Below are 20668 nucleotides of genomic sequence, written 5' to 3'. Positions count from 1 at the left end.
GCGGCACCCTGTCACGGATGACGCATCCCCCCCTTGACCGCGGTCAAGCTTGAGCAAAAGAGTAGGGCATCAATCCCCCAACGCCGGCTTCGGCAGCGCGCCTCCCAGGCCGCTGTCCTCCACCTCCTCCCGCTCCGGCCGGGGCACGCGGAACCATGCCGCGTAGAGGGCCGGCAGGAAGAAGATCGTCAGCACGGTGGCGCCGGCCAGACCGCCCATGATGGCGACCGCCATCGGGCCCCAGAACACGCTCTGCGTCAGCGGGATCATGGCGAGGATCGCGGCGGCCGCCGTCAGGGCGATGGGGCGGGCGCGGCGCACCGTCGCCTCGACGATGCTCTCCCAGCGTGAGCGACCGCTGCGGATGTCCTGCTCGATCTGGTCGACCAGGATGACCGAGTTGCGCATGATGATGCCGGCCAGCGCGATGACGCCCAGCATGGCGACGAAGCCGAAGGGCAGGTTGAACAGCAGAAGCGAGGCGGTGACGCCGATCAGACCCAGCGGAGCGGTCAGCAGGACCATGAACACGCGCGAGAAGCTCTGCAATTGCAGCATCAGCGTGGTGACCATGATCAGCAGCATCACCGGCATCATGGCGTTGATCGAGTCCTGCCCCTTGGCGCTCTCCTCGATGGCGCCGCCCATGGCGATGGCATAGCCGTCGGGCAGGGTGGCGCGCAGGGCATCGAACTGGCCGTTCAGCTGGGTGCTGACCACCGGGGCCTGCAAGCCGCCGGTCACGTCGCCCTTGACCGTCATCGTCGTCTCGCGCGCCCGGCGCCACAGCACCGGTTCCTCCAGCTCGTAGCGCACGGTGGCGACCTGGCTGAGCGGCACGGTGGTGCCGCGGCTGGTGCGGATGTTCAGCTCGCCCAGGCGGGAGAGGTCCATCCGCTCCTCCGGCGTGGTGCGCAGCAGGACGCCGATCAGTTCCGTGCCCTCCCGGTACTGGGTGACGGACATGCCGTTCAGCAGCAATTGCAGGGCGTTGGACAGATCCTGCTTCGACACGCCCAGCGCGCGGGCCTTGGCGGTGTCAACCTCAAGCCGGACGCGCTTGGACAGCTCGTCCCAATCCAGATGGACGTTGGCGGTGTTGGGGTGGGCGCGCATGGTGTCGCGCACCTGATAGGCGATCTTGCGGATGGTCGCCGGGTCCTCGCCGGTGACGCGGAACTGTACCGGGTAGCCGACCGGCGGGCCGTTTTCCAAGCGGCCGATGCGGACGCGGGCGGCCGGGAAGTCGGACTCCAAAGTCGGCTCCAGCCGCTGCATGAAATGCTCGCGCTCCTCCAACCCCTTGGTCATCACCATGAACTGGGCGAAGTTGGCGGTTTCCAGCTGCTGGTCGAGCGGCAGGTAGAAGCGCGGCGACCCGCCGCCGGTGTAGGCGACCCAGTAATCGACGTCCGGGTCCTTGGCCAGCACCGCCTCCATCCGCTTCACTTCGGCGGCCGTCGCCTCGAAGGAGGAGCCTTCGGCGAGCCGGACGTCGATCAGCAGTTCCGGCCGGCTGGCCGACGGGAAGAACTGCTGCTGGACATGGCCGAAGCCGACCAGCGCTGTGACGAAGGCCGCCACCGTCACGCCGATGGTGGCCCAGCGCGCCCGCACGCAGGCCTCGATCATGCCGCGCAGGATGCGGTAGGCGCGGGTGTCGTAGATGTCCAGCTCGTGCCCGTCCGGCACCACATGCTTGGGCTTGGGCAACAGCAGCCAGCCAAGATAGGGGGTGAAGATCACCGCCACCACCCAGGACAGCAGCAGCGACAGCGCCACCACCCAGAAGATCGAATTGGTGTATTCGCCGGCGGCCGAGGCCGCGAAGCCGACCGGCACGAAGCCGGCGGCGGTGACGATGGTGCCGCTCAGCATCGGGAAGGCGGTGGAGGTGTAGGCGAAGGCACCGGCCTTCAGCCTGTCCCAGCCCTGTTCCATCTTCACCACCATCATCTCAACCGCGATGATGGCGTCGTCCACCAGCAGTCCGAGCGCGATGATGAGGGCGCCCAGCGAAATGCGCTGCAAATCGATGTGCAGGATTTGCATCGCCACCAGCGTCATCGCCAGCACCAGCGGCACCGCCAGCGCCACGACGATGCCGGTGCGCCAGCCCAGGCTGACGAGACTGACCAGGATGACGATGCCCAGCGCTTCGGCCAGCGATTCGGTGAATTCGCCGACGGAATGTTCGACCACCTTCGGCTGGTCGGCGACCTGCGCCACCTCCAGCCCGACCGGCAGTTCGGCGCGGACCTTCTCCATCGCGGCGTCGAGCTGTTCTCCCAGCTTCAGGACGTTGCCGCCCTTCGCCATGACCACGCCCAGACCGATGGCGTCGCGGCCGTTGTAGCGCAGGGTGTAGCGCCGCGGTTCGACATAGCCGCGCTTGACATCCGCCACGTCGCCGATGGTCAGCAGCCGGCCGCCGCTCTCCACCGGGATCGCGCGCACCGCCGCCGCGGTGTCGAGGCCGAGGTCGAGGCGGACATAGACGCGCTGCGATCCGGTATCGACGTCGCCCGACGCGGCGATGGCGTTCTCGCGCTGGAGTGCCTGGATCACCGAATCGACCGGTAGACCGAAGCTGGCGAGCCGCTGGCTGGAGATCTCGACATAGACGCGCTCTTCCTGCGGGGCGATCAGGTCGATCTTCTCGACACCCGGCAGTTTCAGCAGGCGGGCGCGGGCCTGTTCGGCCACCTTCTTCAGCTGGGCAGGGGTGAAATTCTCGCCCATGAAGGCGTAGATGCCGGAATAGACGTCGCCGAATTCGTCATTGAAGAAGGGGCCGACCACGCCGTCGGGCAGGGTGTAACGGATGTCGCCGATCTTCTTGCGCACCTGATACCACAAATCCGCCACCAGCCTGGGCGGGGTGGAATCCTTCAGCTGGACGAAGATAACCGACTCGCCGGGCTTGGAATAGCTGCGGGCGACGTCGTAGTAGGGCACCTCCTCCAGCTTCTTCTCGATGCGGTCGGTGACGAACTGTTCGACCTCGCGCGCGGTGGCGCCCGGCCATTGGGTGCGCACCACCATTACCTTGAAGGTGAAGGACGGATCCTCCGCCCGGCCCAGGGTCTTGTAGGCCAGCGCACCCGCCAGGACGCTGGCGAGCATCATGAACAGCACCAGCGTGCGGTGGGCCAGCGCCCAGGCCGACAGATTCATGCGGGAGTGGTTCATCGCGCCGGCTCCGTCCAGACGCGGACCTTCTGGCCGGCGTCGAGCTTGTGCACCCCGGCGGTGACGACGCGCTCGCCGTCCTTCAGCCCGCCGCCGATCAGCGCGAGGTCGCCGGCATAGGCGGCGACGGTGACGGGGCGCAGCTCCAGCCGGTCATCCGGCGCGGACAACACCCAAACCGCCGGCTTCTGCTCCCGCTGTGCCAAAGCGCTCAGCGGCAGGCGGGCGACGGGCGCGCCATGGTCGGCGGCGGCGATGACGGTCGCGGTCATGCCGAGTTGGACGGTGGGCGGCGGTTCGGTCAGCTTGATCTTCGCCTGGAAGGTCCGGGTGTTGGCGTCGGCGCTGGGCGAGACCTCGCGCAGGCTGCCGGCGATGCTTTGGCCCGGATGCGACCACAGCTCCACCGCCAGTTTCTGGCGGGGCAGGGCGGCGACGCTTTGCTCGGGGATGTTCGCCACCGCCTCCAGGCTGCCCAGCCGGGCGATGCGCAGGGCGGTCTGTCCGGATGCGACGACCTGTCCCGGCTCGATCAGCGTCGCGGTGACGATGCCGGCCTCGTCCGCCACCAGCGTGGCATATTGGGCGGAGTTGTCGAGGACGCGCAACTGCGCCTCGACCTCGCGCACCTTCGACTCCGCCTTGTCCAGCGTGGTCTTGCGGCGGTCGTATTCCTGGCGCGTGGTCCATTCGCCCTGGCGCAGGCTGGCGTAGCGCTGGAAATCGCTGCGGGCGTTGGCGGCATCGGCCTTGGCCGAGGCGAGCTGAGCCTGCGATGCGCGGATCTGCAATTGAAGATCGGTGGGGTCGAGGCGGGCCAGCGGCATGCCGGGTTCGATGCGGGTGCCGACCTCCACGAGCCGGGCGGTCACCTTGCCGCCGACGCGGAAGCCGACATCGGCCTCCACCCGTGGGCGGATCACCGCCGGGTAGCGCACGCTGTCGACCAGCGGTTCCAGCGTGACGGTGGCGACGCGGACCGGCCGCACCTCTGCTTCCGCCGGGGTGGAGGCGGACTGCGTTTCGTTGCAGCCGGCAAGCAGGCCCACCACCGTCAGAAGCGCCGTTGTCGCCATGACGGCGGACGCAAGCCGCCTTTCGCGGAACAGGGCCATACCACGTCTCCCCACTGGACTGGACTGTATCGTACTGTTACCGTCCTACTCCGGCCCCCAGCCAACGTCAAGAGTGAACGGTACAGTTCAGTGCAGTCATCGGAGCAGAAAGCGTCCCATCCCGCCCCGTCGCTCGACGCGAAGGCGGAACAGATCGTCGCCGCCGCGCGGGAGGTGTTCCTGGAACTCGGCTACGCCGCCGCGTCGATGGATCAGGTCGCGCAACAGGCTCGGGTGTCCAAGACGACGCTCTATACCCGCTTTCCGTCTAAGGAAGAGCTTTACACCGCGGTGATCTCCGCCGAGTGCGAGCGGCGCGGCCTGCGTTTCGCGCCGGACATGTTCGACGGGATGCCGTTGCGCGACGTCCTGATCCAGGTCGGCCGCCGCTTCACCGACCTGCTGTGGTCGGACGCGGCGATCCGTGTCCATCAGGCGGTGGTCGGCGAGGCGACGCGGATGCCGGTCGCCGCCCGGCTCTATTTCCAGGCTGGGCCGGAGCAGGGGATCGCCAATTTCGTCGCCCTGTTCACCCGGTTGAACGACCGCGGCGTGATCGTCACCGACGATCCGACCTTCGTCGCCCGGCAGTTCCTGGGCGCCATGCAGGGGGGCGCCTATTGCCAGCTTGTACTCGGCCTTTGCCCCACGCCGACGGAGGAGGAGCGCCATGCCTTCGTCGACAAGGCGGTGGACCTGTTCCTGCGCGGACTCGCCGCGTGACTTTGTTTACGCCAACTTGAAATAGCGCGTCACCAGCAAGCGCAGTTCGTCCCGTACCCCATCGTCGCCAAGGGCGGTCAGCCGTTCATGCAGGCCGGCGGCGATGGCGGTGAAGCGGGCGAGCACCGCCGGGTCGAAATGCCGGCCGGCACCCTCGGCCAGAATGTCCATGGTCGCGGCGTAGGACATCGGCTCCTTGTAGGGGCGGCGCGAGGTCAGCGCGTCGAACACGTCGGCGACGGCGAAGATGCGGGCGGCAATCGGGATCGCCTCTCCCGTCAGACCGTTGGGATAGCCCGACCCGTCGAATTTCTCGTGATGGCCGCCGACCACGTCGGCAGCGTCGGCCAGCCAGTCGGACGAGCCGACGATGTCCAGCCCATGGACGACATGGGTCTTCATCACCGCGAACTCCTCGGCATCCAGCTTGCCGGGTTTCAGCAGGATGCTGTCGGGAATGGCGATCTTGCCGACATCGTGCAGGAAGGCGCCCTTCACCAGCTTGCGGATCGCCGCGTCCTCCACCCCCAGCGCCTCGGCCAGGCGGATGGCCAGGACCGTCACCCGGTAATTGTGGGCGTTGGTGTCGCTGTCGCGCTTGGCGATCGCGCTGCCCAGCGCGCTCAGCATGCCGATGTTGGCATCGAGCAGGCCGCGCGACAGCCGCAGGATGCCCCGGTTGTAGGAGCTGAAGATCGGCAGGAGGACGAGCGCGGTCACAAGAACCGACAGCGAGGAAACGGCGACGACGGTCGCGGTGTCGCGCAGGATCTCATTGGACCGGCGGGATGAAAGCTGGAAAACGCTTTCGAAATAACCGAGCAGCCGGCCGTCGGAATCGAGCAGCGGTTCCATCGTCTGGATGAAGATCTGTCCATCCATCGTGAAGCGGTCGTAAATGGAATCCCCGTCGGTGGGGAAGCCATGCCGGGAGGCGGACATCCGCTGTTCCGCCCATTCCGCCCCGGCCGCGATGTATTCGGCCGTCTTCCGCTGTTCCGGGCTGTAAAGCTCCGCGACGATGAAGCGGCCGTCACCATGGTTCAGGCGCAGTCCGTTGCGGCTGGCCATGAAATGTTGCAGCGACGCCTCCAGATCGGAATCGGCGGCGCCGGCGGCCAGCGATGTGCGGGTTTCGGTGAGAAACGCCGCCGATTCTTCCCGCGCCAGTTCGACCACCCGGTTATCGGCAATCTCGACTTCGACCAGAAAGGCGATGCCGCCGACCGCGAGCGCCAGGAACAGGGCAATGCCGGCCAAACGCAGCAGAACCGTGCCGGGGGTGGGCAGGCGCATCGCCGCCACGTCGGAATGGCGGTCGGGCACTGTTCTGAAAAGCAGGCTGAGACGCCGCCGCTCGCCCTTTGCCGTCATCGTCATGCCCGTCCGCAACTTTCCTGTCTGCAGCGTCTCTGTCTGCGCGCTCATCGCCATAATCCGTTTGCAGCATATCCAGGTCGCAAGGCAGGCCGATCTGGACGATGCCGATCCCAGGCGTCACTATTGCCGGCCGCGCCACGCACGGATCGAGACCTGGCTCCCCCTTGCGGTAATCCAGCCTTTGCCCCAGGATCCGGCGGGAAATGTTGAGACGGCGTTAAGTTTTGCCGGGCACTGTGCCGCCGGCCGTTTCTCGATGCTCATGGAAGGAGCCGTTTCGTGATGTCCGTCTGCCCCTGCGGTTCCGGTCTGGCCTTCGACCGCTGCTGCGGCCCGATCCTGGCGGGGGAGCCCGCCCCCAGCGCGGAAGCGCTGATGCGGTCGCGCTACACCGCCTTCGTCCGCCGCGACATCGACCATATCGAGCGGAGCTGCGTGCCGGAAACCCGCGCCACCTTCAGCCGTGCCGATGTGGAGCGGGTGGCGGACGAATGCGACTGGGGTCCGCTGACCGTCATGAAGGCGGAGGAGACCGGCGATGATGGGATGGTCGAGTTCTTCCTGACCTTCCACCGCGATGGCGAGGAGTGGCCATTGCATGAGCGGTCGCGCTTCCGCCGCGTCGACGGACGCTGGTTCTATGTCGACAGCGTCCTCAACCCGAAGGACCCGCCGCGCCGCGTGGTGAAGGTCGGCCGCAACGATCCCTGCCCCTGCGGCTCGGGGAAAAAGCACAAGGCCTGCTGCGGGCGTTGACCGGCGCCCGCAGCGGTCGCCCCTCAGCTGATGCCGAGATAGCGCCCCGGCTTGTGGTTGATCGCCAGCGTGACGTTGACGATGGTCGCCCCCAGCACCGACAGCAGAAGCCGGTCCGGCGCGAGAACGAAGAAGGCGCCGGCCAGGATCGCGAAATCGACGCCCAGCTGGAAATAGCCGGCGCGGATGCCGTAGGTCTCCTGCAGATAGATCGCCAGGATGTTGACGCCGCCCAGACCGGTGCGGTGGCGGAACAGCATCAACAGGCCGGTACCACACAGGCCGCTGCCCACCACGGTGGCATAGACCGGGTCCAGGTGGGTGAAGCCCACCCACTGGTCGGTCAGGCGTGAGAACAGCGTCACCAGCGCCACGGCGATGAAGGTGCGGGCGGTGAATTTCCAGCCCAGCCGCTTCCAGGCCAGCCAGTAGAAGGGCAGGTTGATCGTGAAGAAGATGATGCCGAACTGGACCTTGGTGACATAGCTCAACAGCAGAGCCAGCCCGGCGGTGCTGCCGGTCAGCAGCATCGTCTTGGAATAGATCAGCATGCCCAGCGCGATGAACAGCGTGCCCATCAGCATGGCGAGCGCGTCTTCATAGAGCTGGTGACGCTCCGCCGCGGCGGGCGGAGCCTGGATGGTCGTGGCCATCGTCGTCTGTCCCCGGATCAAACCAAAGGGTTAACGGAGAGCGGCGAACTTCGCCACCACATCGTCCACCTCGGCCGTCTTCAGGCCGGCGATGTTGATGCGGCCGGAGGTCGGCATGTAGATGGCATGGTCGGCGCGCAGACGCAGCACCTCCGCCTCGGTCAGCGGCAGCAGGGAGAACATGCCCTCCTGCTCCGCCACCGCGGCCAGGGCGGGGAAGACGCCGGCCAGACCGGCGGCCAGCTTGCGGCGGATGCCGGTGATGCGGGCGCGCATGACGTCCAGTTCCGCAATCCAGTCGGCGGTCAGGGCGGCGTCGCTGAGGATGGTGCGGACAACGGCGGCGCCATGGTCGGGCGGCATCGAATAGCTGGTGCGGGCCAGCGCCATCAGGTTGGACTTGGCGAGATCGGCGGCGGCCGGTGCTGCGGCGACGGCGAAGATGGCGCCGGTGCGCTCGCGGTAGAGGCCGAAGGACTTTGACGACGACACGGCGACCAGCGTTTCCGGCACGACGCCGATCAGGTGGCGCAGCCCCTCGGAATCCTCTTCCAGACCGCGGCCGAAGCCCTGGTAGGCAATATCGACCAGCGGCAGGACGCCGCGCGTTTCCAGCACCGCCGCCAGTTCCTTCCACTGGTCGAGCGACAGCGGCGCGCCGGTCGGATTGTGGCAGCTGCCGTGCAGCAGGGCGACGTCGCCGGGCTGCGCCGCCTCGAACGCCGCGATCATGCGGTCGAACAGCACGGTCTGGCCGGCAGTGTCGAAGAAGGGATAGCTGACGACCTCAAGGCCGGCGGCGGCGAAGATACCGACATGGTTGGGCCAGGTCGGCTGGCCGACCAGCACCCGCTTCGACCCGCCGCGCAGGACGAGGTCGGCCGCCAGCCGCAGCGCGCCCGACCCCCCGGGGGTCTGCACGCCGGCCGTGGCGACCTTGGTTCCGGCGGCCCCGCCGACCAGCGACCACAGCCGCTCCAGATACCCGGCGTCGCCTTCCAGCCCCAGGTAAGCCTTGCTGTCCTGCCCGTCGAGCAGAAGCCGTTCCGCCGCCTTCACCGCACGGAAGACCGGGGTGCGCCCCTCCTCGTCCCGGTAGACCCCGACGCCGAGATCGACCTTGCCCGGCCGCGGATCCTGCTTGTACAGCCCGATCAGGGCGAGCAGGGCATCGTCGGGCTGGCGGGAAAGCGCGTTGAACATGGCGGTTCGTCCGGTCCTTGGTGATGGGGAAGGCAATGGTTGCGGCCAGTTGCTGTGGCCGATGCGATCCTCCACTTTCGCGGTCTCCGGGACAATGATGAATTCATATCGTCCGATACGCTTGAACATCGCAACAATTTGCAATGGCAGCGATTGCCGGGCATCCTTTGCCGGGGAAGGAGCAGGCAGATCGATGACCGATTTTCAGAAGACCCGCGCCCGGTTCCGCATTCCGGACAGCGTGATCTATCTCGACGGCAACTCGCTGGGACCGCTGCCCGTCGGGGTGGAGGAGCGGGTGGCCCGTACCCTTGCCCAGGAATGGGGCGGCCAGCTGATCCGCGGCTGGAACGGTGCCGGCTGGATGGTGCAGCCCGGCAAGGTCGGCGACCGCATCGCCCGGCTGATCGGCGCGCCGTCCGGCAGCGTGGTGGTTGGCGATACGCTGTCGATCAAGGTCTATCAGGCGCTGGCCGCGGCACTGGCGATGCGGCCCGACCGCCGGGTGATCCTGTCCGACAGCGGCAACTTCCCCACCGACCTTTACATGGCGGAAGGGCTGATCGAGACGCTGGGCCGCGGCCATGTCCTGAAGACGGTGACGCCGGAGGAGGTGGAGGCGGCAATTGGCGAGGATGTCGCCGTCCTGATGCTGACCCAGGTCGATTACCGGACCGGCCGGCTGCACGACATGGCGGCGCTGACCGCCAAGGCCCATGCGGCGGGGGTGGTGACGGTGTGGGACCTCGCCCATTCCGCCGGTGCGCTGCCGGTCGATCTGGCCGGTGCCGGAGCCGACTTCGCGGTCGGCTGCACGTACAAATACCTGAATGGCGGACCGGGGGCCCCGGCCTTCATCTATGTCGCACCGCAGCATGCGGCGACGGCGCGGCCGGCCCTGTCCGGCTGGATGGGGCATGAGGCGCCCTTCGCCTTCGAACCCTCCTACCGTCCCGGTGCGGGGGTGGAGCGCATGCGCGTCGGCACGCCGCCGGTGATCGCGCTGGCGGCACTCGACGCAGCGCTGGATGTGTGGGACGAGGTCGAGATGACCGACATCCGCCGCACCTCCATTGCGCTGTGCGACCTGTTCATCGAACTGGTCGAGGCGCAGTGCCCGATGCTGGAGCTTGTCTCCCCGCGCGACGGCAACCGGCGCGGCAGCCAGGTGTCGTTCCGCCATTGCCAGGGCTACGCCATCATGCAGGCGCTGATCGACCGCGGTGTGATCGGCGACTTCCGGGCGCCGGACGTGCTGCGCTTCGGCTTCACCCCGCTCTATATCGGCGAGGCGGAGGTGCGCGGCGCCGTCGATGTGCTCAAACAGGTGATGGATGGCGGGCTTTGGGACCGGCCAGACTACCACAGGAAGGCGATGGTGACATGAGCGGGCAGGATACGAAGAAGCCCTACGATCCGGCGGCGGAGGGTGCCGAGATGGCCTTCGACGGGCGGATGTCCTATGGCGACTATCTGCAGCTGGACCGCATCCTGGGTGCGCAGACCCCACGCTCCACTGCCCATGACGAGATGCTGTTCATCGTCCAGCACCAGACGTCGGAGCTATGGATGAGGCTAGCCGTCTACGAGATCCGCGCCGCCCGCGAGGCGATCCGCGAGGACCGGCTGTCGCCCGCCTTCAAGATGCTGACCCGTGTCGCCCGCATCTTCGAGCAGCTGAACTCGGCCTGGGACGTGCTGCGCACGATGACGCCCAGCGAATACACCCGCTTCCGCGACGATCTCGGCCAGTCCTCCGGCTTCCAATCCTACCAGTACCGGGAGATCGAGTTCCTGCTGGGTAACCGCAATCCGGCGATGCTGCGCCCCCATGCCCACCGGCCGGACATCCATGCCCTGCTGGAACAGGAGCTGTCGCGGCCCAGCCTGTATGACGAGGCGCTGCGCCTGCTCGCCCGCAACGGCATCCCGGTTCCGGCCGAGGTGCTGGAGCGCGACGTGTCGCAGACCCACCAGCCCCATGACGGCGTGACCGAGGCATGGCGGATCATCTACCAGTCGCCCGAAACCCATTGGCCGCTCTACGAGCTTGCCGAGAAGCTGGTCGATTTCGAGGATTACTTCCGGCGCTGGCGCTTCAACCATGTTACGACGGTGGAACGGGTGATCGGCTTCAAGCGCGGGACCGGCGGCACCGGCGGCGTGTCCTACCTGCGCAACATGCTGGCGGTGGAGCTTTTCCCGGAACTCTGGCGGGTGAGGACGGTGCTGTGACGGAATTGCGCAGGATCACGGATTGGGACGACGCCTACAGCAACGGCGCCCACATCCCCGGCGGCGACGCCTATCCCGCACGCTGGGCGGAGCGGGCCGCAGCCTTCCGGACCGAACTCGCCGCCACCGGACGGGCGGAACTGGACCTGCCCTATGGCGAGGGGGAACGGGAACGCTACGACCTGTTCCGGCCGGAGGGAACCGCCAAGGGCACCGTGGTCTTCGTCCATGGCGGCTATTGGATGGCTTTCGACAAGGCGCGCTGGTCGCATCTGGCCGCCGGGCCGCTCGCCCAAGGGTGGGCGGTCGCCATGCCCAGCTACACGCTGTGCCCCGAGACACGGATCGCCGGCATCACCCGGCAGATTGCCCGGGCGGTGGAGGCCGTCGCGGGGGCGGAGGCCGGGCCGTTGCGCCTGACCGGCCATTCCGCCGGCGGTCATCTGGTCAGCCGGCTCGTCTGCGCGGACGCCCCGCTGTCGGACGAGGTTAGGGCGCGGGTGGAGCATGTCGTCTCCATCAGCGGGCTGCACGACCTGCGTCCGCTGCTGAACACCCGCATGAACGCCACGCTGCGCCTGGACGAGGCGGAGGCCGTGGCCGAAAGCCCGGCGCTGCTGCGCCCGCAGCCCGGCATCGGCATCACCTGCTGGGTCGGGGCGAACGAGCGGCCGGAGTTCGTCCGTCAGACGGAGCTGCTCGCCAATGTCTGGCTCGGGCTGGGCGCTGCTACCGCGCTGCGGCTGGCGGAAGGACGCCACCATTTCGACGTCATCGACGATCTGGCCGATCCGGAGTCCGATCTGGTCGCGGCGTTGCTTGGCTTTTAGGGCATTCCGCCGGGGCGGAGAGAAGCCAGGCTATCTCTCCAGTCCCCATAGCCGGTAGCAGTCCTTGATCTCGCGGATGGAGGACAGGCGAATTTTCGGCAGGTCGGCCTGATCGAACCGGGCCGCGTTGCGGCTTCGGTTCCGCGGAGTGACGACGGCGATGTGATGGATCATGTCCCATTTGACGCTGTCCCGCCCGCCATCCAGCGCGCCAAGCCGTTCGCGCTCGAACCAGGTTCGGCGGAAATACCGCAGCAGGCTGGCCGGCATTGCGATGTCCAGCATGATCAATCCGGTCGCCCGCGCGAAACGCTGCTGCATGCAGACGGAGTAATTTCCATCCATCACCCACCGGTCGCCGCCGATGGCGTCGTCGTGCAGGCGGACGAACTCCTCCCTTGGGCGGGGCTCCCAATCGGTGCCGGGCCGATGGTAAAGCTGGTCGAGGTGAATGACCGTCAGGCCGCACTTCCGTCCGATGGCCGACGCCAGGGTGGATTTGCCGCTGTTGGACGGCCCCAGGATGCAGATGCGCTGTCCCAAATCCTCAAGCTGCATGGTTTCCGCCGCGTCTGCCCGATGCCGATCCGAACCGGCGATCTTACGCATCGGGATCGTTAGGTCCAGTGCGGCCGACGGCAGGCGGGTTCCAATTATTGTGTGAAGAACATCGCGGCGAACACGGCGGCGGTGGCGGCGATCACGGTCACCAGCCCATTGCGTCCCAACGCGCGCTGGCGGTAGAGCGCCACTGCCATGGTGATGACGGCAACGCTGGTCAGGATCAGGCCGAGCTTGGCTTCGGTCATGGTGATGGTCCCCGGTCTTTTTTCAGTGTGGGCCGACCCAGCCCAGGGCGCCGGCGGCGGTGATCAGCAGGATGGCTCCGCACAGCAGGACCAACCATCCGGTCATCAGAAACCGCCAGCCCGGACCGGCATGGTCCAACTCCAGATAATGCAGCAGGATTTCCCGTCCCTTCGTCACCGCCAGCGCCAGCAGCAGCGCCGCCCCGGCGATGCCGACGCTGCCGCCCGCATCGCCATGCCGGGCGAACAGCAGGGTGACGGCGGTCAGCCCCATCAGGATCAGCCAGGACAGCGTCAACCGGTCGATCTTCTTGAGAAATGTCATGGCTGTCCTCTCAGCGGATCAGATAGACGAGCGGATAGAGGATCACCCAGACCAGATCGACCATGTGCCAGAAGGCCGCTCCCGTCTCCAGATTCTCCACCAGCGTGTCGGGACCGGAGCGGCCGACCAGCAGCAGGATGACGATGCCCAGCACCACATGCAGGGCGTGGAATCCGGTCAGCAGGAAATAGAGGGTGAAGAAGCTGTCGGTGTCGATGGTCAGGCCGGCGCCCAGCGTCGCCGAATATTCCACCGCCTTCACCGCCAGGAACACCGACCCGACGGCCGCCGCCATCACCATCGACCGGCGGGCCTGCGGCACGGCCCCGCGCCGTCCGGCGGCGACCCCCTTGGCGGCCAGATAGCCGCTGGTCACCAGAACCATGGTGTTCAGCGCGCCGGCCGTTCCGTTCAAATGGGCCTGACCGGCGGCAAAAATCGCCGGGTCCAGCACGCGCGCAACGGCGAAGCCCAGGAAGGCGACGCCGAACACAGCCAGTTCGCTGAAGATCAGGATCCACATCATCAGGTTGCCGGGCAGGGCGGCAAGGCCGCTTCCCCGCTCCATCGGACCCGCGGCTTCCGCACCGCCGGTCTCCAGGCCCGTCATCTCAACGTCGGCCATGTCCACTATCCAAAGCTTGTCATCATGTACGCGAATGATAAAGCGGCGATCCGGGGACCGGCTTGACCGCGGTCAAGGAATGCCCTCCTGCCACGGTCAATTATTCGCCCGACCCGTGGCGGTGGGACGCTGCGACGCCCGGCTTCCCGCCTCCGGCGTCGCGCACCCGACGCCCTTCCGAACCGACCCCCTCTCGACCGACAGATCGAGATTTCCAGGGATCCCGAGCGATGACCGAACGCTTCACCAAGGCGGCCGCGCGAAACATCTTCTATGGCGGATCGCTGTTCTTCTTCGCGACATTCGTCGCGTTGACCGCGCTCAGCCACAATTACATCGTCAATACCAGCACCGATAAGAAGACGCTGTCCGAAGCGGTCGTGCGCGGCAAGCATGTGTGGGAGAAGAACGCCTGCATCAACTGCCACACGCTGCTGGGCGAGGGCGCCTATTTCGCCCCCGAGCTGGGCAATGTCTGGCTGCGCTACGGCGGCGACAAGGACCCCGAGGGCGCCGTGATGGCGCTGAAGGGCTGGATGGCGGCACAGCCGTCCGGAATCGAAGGCCGGCGCCAGATGCCGCAGTTCCACCTGACTGAAGGCGAGGTCGAGGACCTTGCCGCGTTCCTGGAATGGACCAGCCGGATCAACACCCAGAACTGGCCGCCCAAGCTGTCGGGCTGAGGAGATTTCCGTCATGAAATACGAATCGCAAAAAGTCGCCCTCTATTACTTTGCGGCCGCCATGGGGCTGTTCGGTGTGCAGATCCTGGTGGGTCTCCTGGCCGGTACCGTCTATGTCCTGCCCAACACGTTGTCGGAGCTTCTGCCCTTCAACATCATCCGGATGATCCACACCAACTCGCTGATCGTCTGGCTGCTGATCGGCTTCTTCGGCGCCGCCTACTATCTTGTGCCCGAGGAGGCGGAAACCGAGCTGTACAGTCCGAAACTGGCGCTGATTCAGCTCGGCCTGTTCGTCTTCGGCGCGCTGGCGGCGGTCGTCGGCTATGTCTTCCGCATCCACGAAGGGCGGGAGTTCCTGGAACAGCCACTGTGGATCAAGGCCGCCATCGTCGTCGTCGCGCTGATGTTCCTCTACAACATCACGATGACGGTGCTGAAGGGCCGCCGCACGGTCATCACCAACATCCTGCTGGTGGGCATGTGGGGCATCGCGGTCTTCTTCCTGTTCTCCTTCTACAACCCGGCGAACCTGTCGCTGGACAAGATGTACTGGTGGTATGTCGTCCATCTGTGGGTCGAAGGCGTGTGGGAACTGGTCCTGGCCTCCATCCTCGCCTTCCTGATGATCAAGATGACCGGCGTCGACCGTGAAGTCGTCGAGAAGTGGCTGTACGCCATGGTCGGTCTCGCCCTGTTCAGCGGCATCCTCGGCACCGGCCACCATTATTACTGGATCGGCACGCCCGGCTACTGGCAGTGGATCGGCTCGCTGTTCTCCACGCTGGAAGTCGCCCCCTTCTTCACCATGGTCGTCTTCGCCTTCATGATGGTGTGGAAGAGCGGCCGCCGTCACCCGAACAAGGCGGCGATGCTGTGGTCGCTGGGCTGCGCGGTCTTCGCCTTCTTCGGCGCCGGGCTGTGGGGCTTCCTGCACACGCTGGCCCCGATCAACTACTACACCCACGGCACCCAGGTGACTGCGGCGCACGGGCACCTCGCCTTCTACGGCGCCTATGCGATGATCAACCTCGCCATCATCACCTACGCCATGCCCTACCTGCGCGGCAAGCAGCCCTACAACCAGATCCTCAACATGTGGAGCTTCTGGCTGATGAGCGGCGGCATGGCCTTCATGACCTTCGCACTGACCGTGGCCGGCGTCGTTCAGACCCATCTGCAACGGGTCCTGGGCATGAGCTACATGGAGGTCCAGGAGCAGATCGCGCTGTTCTACTGGATGCGGCTCGGTGCCGGCTTCGCCGTGGCGGTGGGCGTCGCGCTCTACCTCTACGCCGTCTTCGGCCCGGCCCGCGAGGAGCGGCCCGCCTCGATCCCGTCCAGCTACCAGCCGGCCGAGTGACGTTCCCTCCGGCCCCTGCGACCCACCGGATGTCCGGTCGGCGCAGGGGCCGTCTCTTTTACGGAGTTTCCTCGCGATGCCCGACAGCGCCGTCCCCATCCTCCCGTCCCTGCCGTTCTACCAGCCGACCGCCGACGAGTGCGCGCTGTTCGAGCATGCCTACGATCACCGCCTGCCGCTTCTGCTGAAGGGGCCCACCGGCTGCGGCAAGACCCGCTTCGTCGCCCATATGGCAGCCAAGCTGGGCCGGCCGCTCTACACCGTGTCCTGCCACGACGATTTGACCGCCGCCGACCTGACCGGCCGCTATCTGCTGAAGGGCGGCGACACCGTCTGGACGGATGGGCCGCTGACCCGTGCCGTGCGCGAGGGGGCCATCTGCTATCTCGACGAGGTGGTGGAGGCGCGTAAGGACGTCACCGTGGTGCTGCACCCGCTGACCGACGACCGCCGCATCCTGCCGCTGGACCGCACCGGCGAAACGCTGGAAGCGCCGCCGGGCTTCATGCTGGTGGTGTCCTACAACCCCGGTTACCAGAATGTGTTGAAGGCGCTGAAGCCCAGCACCCGCCAGCGCTTCCTGGCCGTCGAGTTCGACTTCCCGCCGCCCGAGCGCGAGATTCCCATCGTTGCGACCGAAAGCGGCCTGCCCGAGAACCGCGTCGCTCCGCTGGTCCGCCTCGCCAACGCGCTCCGCGCCCTGAAGGGCCAGGATCTGGAGGAGGGCGTTTCGACCCGCCTGCTGATCTACTGCGCCACGCTGATCCGCTCCGGCATGAAGCCCGAGCGCGCCATCCGTGCCGCCCTGATCGAGCCGCTGACCGACGACCCGGACATCCGCGCCGCCCTGCTGCGCGTCGCCGAGGTCACGCTGGGCTGATCGGAAAGGGCGGAGGGCAATCGCCATGCTGGAGTTCTTCGAGCCGGAAGAGACCGTCGGCCGTTTGTGGCACCGTCTGATCGGCGGGCGGTCGAGCTATCCGCACCATGCGCAAGCCGCGGTAACGCTGGAAGCGATGCGTCCACGGCTGGCGGTGTTCTTCCGGGCGCTGGGCGGCGACCGCGGCGTTCGGCTTGCCGCCGGAAGCGCGTCGGTGTCGGGGCACCGGCTGTCGCTGCTCGGCCGCATCGGGCTGGGGGAGGAGCGGGTGGAACGGGCGGCACTGGACGGCAATGTGCTCCAGTTGCCCACCGCCATCGACCTGTTTCCCGACCCCGCCCTGAACGAGCGGCTGTATGAATGGCTGGCCGCCTTCTTCGCCCATGCCGAGGCCGAGCCGGTTCCCGCCGACCCGTTGCAGGCCGATGTGCAGGCGCTCCGCAGCGCCGCCGCCACCACCGCTCGGATTCTGACGCGCTGGCCCGGCCTGTCCCGCATGCATGCGGAACTGGCCCGCGCCGTCGCCGCCATCCGCCCCGCCCGCCGCCCGCCACCGGTCGAGGCCGATGTCGAGCGCGCCGTCCTGGCGCTGCTCGGTGCCGGTGCCGTCACCAGCGATGGCGCACGCATGCTGGCGCCCACCGTTCCGCTGTCGGATTTCACCGCCCCTTACGGCTATGCCCGGATGCTGCCGGTGCCGTTGTGGGGACTGGTGTCGCCAAGCATCGGCCGTGACGCTTCCGCCGCCGTCGAAAGCCCCGGCGAAGGCGGGCAGGCGGCCGAGGGCGACCAGCGCCGCCGAACCGCGACCCGCCGGCAGACCGACCAGATCCAGCGCAACGACCCGCTGATCCTCAACCGCTTCGAAAAGATGCTGAGCCTTGCCGAGGCGCTGAACATCCCGCGTGCGGTCGATGACGACGACGCGGAGAATGCCCGCAAGGCCGCCGACGATCTGGACGAGATCGCCGTCGGCGCCCACCAGCGCAAGGCATCGACCACGCTGAAGCTCGACCTCGACCTCGGGGCGCCGGTGGTCGACGACACGCCGCTGGCGGCGACGCTGACCTATCCGGAATGGGACCATGGCCGGCAGGCCCATCTCCCCAACCACTGCCGGGTGATCGCCGAAACCGCACCGGCCGACGGCGAGTCCTGGCAACCCGATGCCGCCGCCCTGCGCCGCATCCGTCAGGTGCGCCGCCAGTTCGAGGCGCTGCGCCCACGCCGCATGCTGTTCACCGGCCAAGCCGACGGCGACGATCTGGATCTGGCCGCCCTGGTGCGCAGCCGGGCCGATCTCCAGGCCGGCGGTTGCGGCAGCGACCGTGTGCACCAGCAGGTGCGCAGCGCCGCCCGCGATCTGGCGGTGGCAGTGCTGGTCGATGGCTCGCTGTCCACCGACGGCTGGATCGAAGGACGGCGGGTGCTGGATGTCGAGAAGGAGGCGCTGCTGGCGCTGAGCCATGGGTTGACGGCCTGCGGCGACGACCATGCGCTCTATTCCTTCACGTCGCGCCGGCGCAACTGGGTGCGGGTCCAGATGCTGAAAGGCTTCGAGGAGCCGCTGGGCCCCACCGTCACCCGCCGGATCGGTGCGCTGAAGCCCGGCTATTACACCCGCATGGGGGCGGCGATCCGTCACGTGACCTCCCAGCTTGCCGACCGGCCGAACCGGCACCGGCTTCTGGTTCTGCTGACCGACGGCAAGCCGAACGACGTCGATCATTACGAGGGCCGTTACGGTATCGAGGACACGCGGCAGGCGATCCGCGAGGCACGGCGTGACGGGCTGGCGGTCTTCGCCATCACCGTCGATGCGCAGGCCCGCGACTATATCCCGTATCTGTTCGGACGCGGCGCCTATGCCATATTCCCGCAGGTTTCCCACCTGACCAAGGCGTTGCCGGCGCTCTACCGGCAGGTCGCCTGCGCCGCCTGACCGAAAAGGACCTTCAGACATGACCGCACCGGTGAAGATCGGCCCCGTGAAGATCGGTATCGTCACCATCTCCGACCGCGCCAGCCGCGGCATCTACGAGGACAAGGGCGGCCCGGCGATCAATGAGGAGCTGTCGCGCATCATCTCCTCCCCCTGGGTGGCGGAGGCGCGGGTGATCCCGGACGAGTTGGACCTGATCGCCTCCACCCTGGTCGAACTGTGCGACATCGCCGGCTGCGGTCTGGTGGTGACCACCGGCGGCACCGGACCCGCTCCGCGCGACATGACGCCGGAGGCGACGGAACAGGTCTGCGATAAGATGATGCCGGGCTTCGGCGAACTGATGCGGTCGGTCAGCCTGCGGGTGGTGCCCACCGCGATCCTGTCGCGACAGACCGCCGGCATTCGCGGGAGCAGCCTGATCGTCAATCTGCCGGGCAAACCGTCCGCCATCCATGATTGCCTGGACGCGGTGTTCCCCGCGATCCCCTATTGCCTGGATTTGATCGGTGCCGGCCGGATCGAAACCGATCCCGAGATCTGCGTTTCCTTCCGCCCGAAGTCTTGACACTCAAAGTCATTATACTTAGTGTGGAAATAAAAAGAAGGATGCGACAAAATAGCGTTCGGCAGTTCCACTTGACGGCGGTCAAGCATCGATCTCGGGGGCAGGAGGAATATTCCCTCACAAGAAACATTCAACCGAGATGACGCCATGAAGACCAAGCTCTCTCTCGTCACCGTCAGCGCCGCCGCCCTGATGATCCTGTCCGGCATCGGCGCCGCTTCGGCCGCCGACACGCTCTATGCCGATCCGAAGGTCAAGCAGCCGACGGTCAGCGTCGTCCAGGACCCCGCTTCCGTGCCGGCTCCGGAAAAGGCCGGCAAGCGGGCGCCGAAGACCCACAAGGTGTCGCTGATGACGACAGAGGTCGAATCCAAGCTGGACGATGGCACCACCTACACCTACTGGACCTTCAACAACACGGTGCCGGGTCCGATGGTGCGGGTGCGGGTCGGCGATACGGTGGATGTTTCGATCTCCAACGCACCGGAATCGACGATGAACCATTCCGTCGATTTTCACGCCGCGACCGGTTTCCTCGGCGGCGGCCAGATCACCCAGGTGGAGCCCGGCCAGACCAAGGCCTTCAGCTTCAAGGCCCTGACCCCCGGCGTCTATGTCTATCACTGCGCCACGCCGATGGTTGCCCACCACATCTCCAAGGGCATGTACGGCCTGATCGTGGTGGAGCCGGAAGCCGGCTTGGCCCCGGTCGATCACGAATTCTACGTGATGCAGCAGGAAATCTATGCCACCAAGGCCAAGAACCTGGCGAATGCAGAGGACGACTATGACGGCCTCGTCAACGAGCGTCCGAGCTATCTGGTGTTCAACGGCACCGTCGGCGCCCTGACCAAGGACAAGCCGCTGAAGGCCAAGGTCGGCGAGACGGTTCGCCTGTTCTTCGGTGTCGGCGGTCCGAACCTGACCTCGTCCTTCCACGTCATCGGCGAGATCTTCGACAAGGTCTACAGTCTGGGCGGACTGGAAAGCGAGCCGGCCAAGGGCATCCAGACCGTCACCGTCGCCCCCGGCGGCGCCACCATGGTGGAATTCAAGGTCGACTACCCCGGCAAATATGCTCTGGTCGACCACGCGCTGAGCCGCGCCACCAAGGGCCTGATCGGCATTCTGGAAGTCGAGGGCAAGGCCGACGACAGCATCATCCACGACAAGACCGGTGACAGCCGCAAGCAACTGGGCGAGATGCAGCACTGACTTATTGTATCAATTAAAGGAAGGCCCCCTTCCCACGAGAGAAGGGGGCCTTTCGCATCCAAAAACAAAGAAGGGCCGCCGTTTCCGGCAGCCCTTCCATTGTCAATCCGTGTGTCGTCGACACCACGGCGCAGTCCTTAGCGGACCGAAATCCCTTCCGCGAAGAAAGAG

Annotated in this window: 20 protein-coding genes; 11 read left to right on the top strand and 9 right to left on the bottom strand. The window is 66.8% G+C overall.

Features of this window, described 5'->3' with window-relative positions:
• Positions 1 to 69 precede the first annotated feature (69 nt).
• Entirely contained in the window at positions 70 to 3192 is a 3123-nt protein-coding gene (locus CRT60_RS22260) for an efflux RND transporter permease subunit (RefSeq protein ID WP_098738682.1), read from the bottom strand.
• Positions 3189 to 4307, bottom strand: a complete 1119-nt coding sequence (locus tag CRT60_RS22255; protein ID WP_098738681.1) for an efflux RND transporter periplasmic adaptor subunit — start codon at positions 4305 to 4307, stop codon at positions 3189 to 3191. Before CRT60_RS22255 ends, CRT60_RS22260 begins: the two co-directional genes overlap by 4 nt.
• Positions 4308 to 4397: 90 nt before the next feature.
• On the opposite strand from CRT60_RS22255, the gene CRT60_RS22250 reads away from it, so the two are divergent.
• Positions 4398 to 5030: a TetR/AcrR family transcriptional regulator gene (locus CRT60_RS22250; protein ID WP_098738680.1), complete on the top strand. Its 633-nt coding sequence runs from the start codon at positions 4398 to 4400 to the stop codon at positions 5028 to 5030.
• 6 nt (positions 5031 to 5036) lie between these two features.
• On the opposite strand, the gene CRT60_RS22245 is transcribed toward CRT60_RS22250, so the two are convergent.
• On the bottom strand, positions 5037 to 6458 hold the full coding sequence (locus tag CRT60_RS22245; protein ID WP_244592695.1) for an HD-GYP domain-containing protein: 1422 nt from the start codon (positions 6456 to 6458) through the stop codon (positions 5037 to 5039).
• Positions 6459 to 6692: 234 nt separating this feature from the next.
• Between CRT60_RS22245 and CRT60_RS22235 the strand changes: the two genes are divergently transcribed.
• A complete protein-coding gene (locus tag CRT60_RS22235; RefSeq protein WP_098738678.1) occupies positions 6693 to 7166 on the top strand; it encodes a YchJ family protein in 474 nt (157 codons plus the stop codon).
• 23 nt (positions 7167 to 7189) lie between these two features.
• On the opposite strand, the gene CRT60_RS22230 is transcribed toward CRT60_RS22235, so the two are convergent.
• Both CRT60_RS22230 and CRT60_RS22225 read right to left on the bottom strand, forming a co-directional pair.
• Positions 7190 to 7819: a YitT family protein gene (locus CRT60_RS22230; protein WP_098738677.1), complete on the bottom strand. Its 630-nt coding sequence runs from the start codon at positions 7817 to 7819 to the stop codon at positions 7190 to 7192.
• Positions 7820 to 7849: 30 nt separating this feature from the next.
• The gene (locus tag CRT60_RS22225) at positions 7850 to 9022 is read right to left on the bottom strand and encodes an amino acid aminotransferase (RefSeq protein WP_098738676.1); all 1173 of its coding nucleotides are present in this window, start codon (positions 9020 to 9022) and stop codon (positions 7850 to 7852) included.
• Positions 9023 to 9215: 193 nt separating this feature from the next.
• On the opposite strand from CRT60_RS22225, the gene kynU reads away from it, so the two are divergent.
• From kynU to CRT60_RS22210, 3 genes are read left to right on the top strand one after another with little or no spacing between them, the layout of a single operon-like run.
• Positions 9216 to 10409, top strand: a complete 1194-nt coding sequence (gene kynU, locus CRT60_RS22220) for a kynureninase (protein WP_098738675.1) — start codon at positions 9216 to 9218, stop codon at positions 10407 to 10409.
• The gene (gene kynA / locus CRT60_RS22215) at positions 10406 to 11257 is read left to right on the top strand and encodes a tryptophan 2,3-dioxygenase (protein WP_098738674.1); all 852 of its coding nucleotides are present in this window, start codon (positions 10406 to 10408) and stop codon (positions 11255 to 11257) included. Before kynU ends, kynA begins: the two co-directional genes overlap by 4 nt.
• Positions 11254 to 12087: an alpha/beta hydrolase gene (locus CRT60_RS22210; protein ID WP_098738673.1), complete on the top strand. Its 834-nt coding sequence runs from the start codon at positions 11254 to 11256 to the stop codon at positions 12085 to 12087. Before kynA ends, CRT60_RS22210 begins: the two co-directional genes overlap by 4 nt.
• A 30-nt stretch (positions 12088 to 12117) precedes the next feature.
• On the opposite strand, the gene CRT60_RS22205 is transcribed toward CRT60_RS22210, so the two are convergent.
• Genes CRT60_RS22205 through CRT60_RS22195 form a run of 4 tightly spaced genes read right to left on the bottom strand, consistent with a single transcriptional unit; the run spans position 12118 to position 13846 of the window.
• Positions 12118 to 12696, bottom strand: coding sequence for a P-loop NTPase family protein (locus CRT60_RS22205; protein ID WP_244592694.1), 579 nt, complete (start codon positions 12694 to 12696; stop codon positions 12118 to 12120).
• A 44-nt stretch (positions 12697 to 12740) separates the two neighbouring features.
• Positions 12741 to 12896 carry a hypothetical protein gene (locus CRT60_RS36510; RefSeq protein WP_167421776.1) on the bottom strand — a complete coding sequence of 52 codons (156 nt, stop codon included), beginning with the start codon at positions 12894 to 12896 and terminating at the stop codon, positions 12741 to 12743.
• 22 nt (positions 12897 to 12918) lie between these two features.
• On the bottom strand, positions 12919 to 13221 hold the full coding sequence (locus CRT60_RS22200) for a cytochrome C oxidase subunit IV family protein (RefSeq protein ID WP_244592693.1): 303 nt from the start codon (positions 13219 to 13221) through the stop codon (positions 12919 to 12921).
• Between the two features lie 10 nt (positions 13222 to 13231).
• Positions 13232 to 13846, bottom strand: a complete 615-nt coding sequence (locus CRT60_RS22195) for a cytochrome c oxidase subunit 3 family protein (protein WP_098738671.1) — start codon at positions 13844 to 13846, stop codon at positions 13232 to 13234.
• Positions 13847 to 14076: 230 nt separating this feature from the next.
• Between CRT60_RS22195 and CRT60_RS22190 the strand changes: the two genes are divergently transcribed.
• The 6 genes from CRT60_RS22190 (at position 14077) to nirK (ending at position 20497) form a co-directional block, all read left to right on the top strand.
• Entirely contained in the window at positions 14077 to 14529 is a 453-nt protein-coding gene (locus CRT60_RS22190; protein ID WP_098738670.1) for a c-type cytochrome, read from the top strand.
• A 13-nt stretch (positions 14530 to 14542) separates the two neighbouring features.
• Positions 14543 to 15892 (top strand): cbb3-type cytochrome c oxidase subunit I, encoded by a 1350-nt coding sequence (locus CRT60_RS22185; protein ID WP_098738669.1) that lies wholly within the window; start codon positions 14543 to 14545, stop codon positions 15890 to 15892.
• Positions 15893 to 15968: 76 nt separating this feature from the next.
• Positions 15969 to 16772, top strand: coding sequence for a CbbQ/NirQ/NorQ/GpvN family protein (locus CRT60_RS22180; protein ID WP_098738668.1), 804 nt, complete (start codon positions 15969 to 15971; stop codon positions 16770 to 16772).
• Positions 16773 to 16797: 25 nt separating this feature from the next.
• Complete coding sequence (locus tag CRT60_RS22175; RefSeq protein ID WP_098738667.1) at positions 16798 to 18714, top strand: nitric oxide reductase activation protein NorD; 1917 nt, start codon at positions 16798 to 16800, stop codon at positions 18712 to 18714.
• A gap of 19 nt (positions 18715 to 18733) precedes the next feature.
• Positions 18734 to 19282: a molybdopterin adenylyltransferase gene (gene mog / locus CRT60_RS22170; protein WP_098738666.1), complete on the top strand. Its 549-nt coding sequence runs from the start codon at positions 18734 to 18736 to the stop codon at positions 19280 to 19282.
• Between the two features lie 147 nt (positions 19283 to 19429).
• On the top strand, positions 19430 to 20497 hold the full coding sequence (gene nirK, locus CRT60_RS22165) for a copper-containing nitrite reductase (RefSeq protein WP_098738665.1): 1068 nt from the start codon (positions 19430 to 19432) through the stop codon (positions 20495 to 20497).
• The last annotated feature ends 171 nt before the right edge of the window (positions 20498 to 20668 follow it).

The organism is Azospirillum palustre (genome assembly GCF_002573965.1).
Lineage (GTDB): Bacteria > Pseudomonadota > Alphaproteobacteria > Azospirillales > Azospirillaceae > Azospirillum > Azospirillum palustre.
The sequence above is the reverse complement of the archived record's forward strand: the minus strand, read 5'-3'. Positions and strand labels throughout refer to the sequence as shown.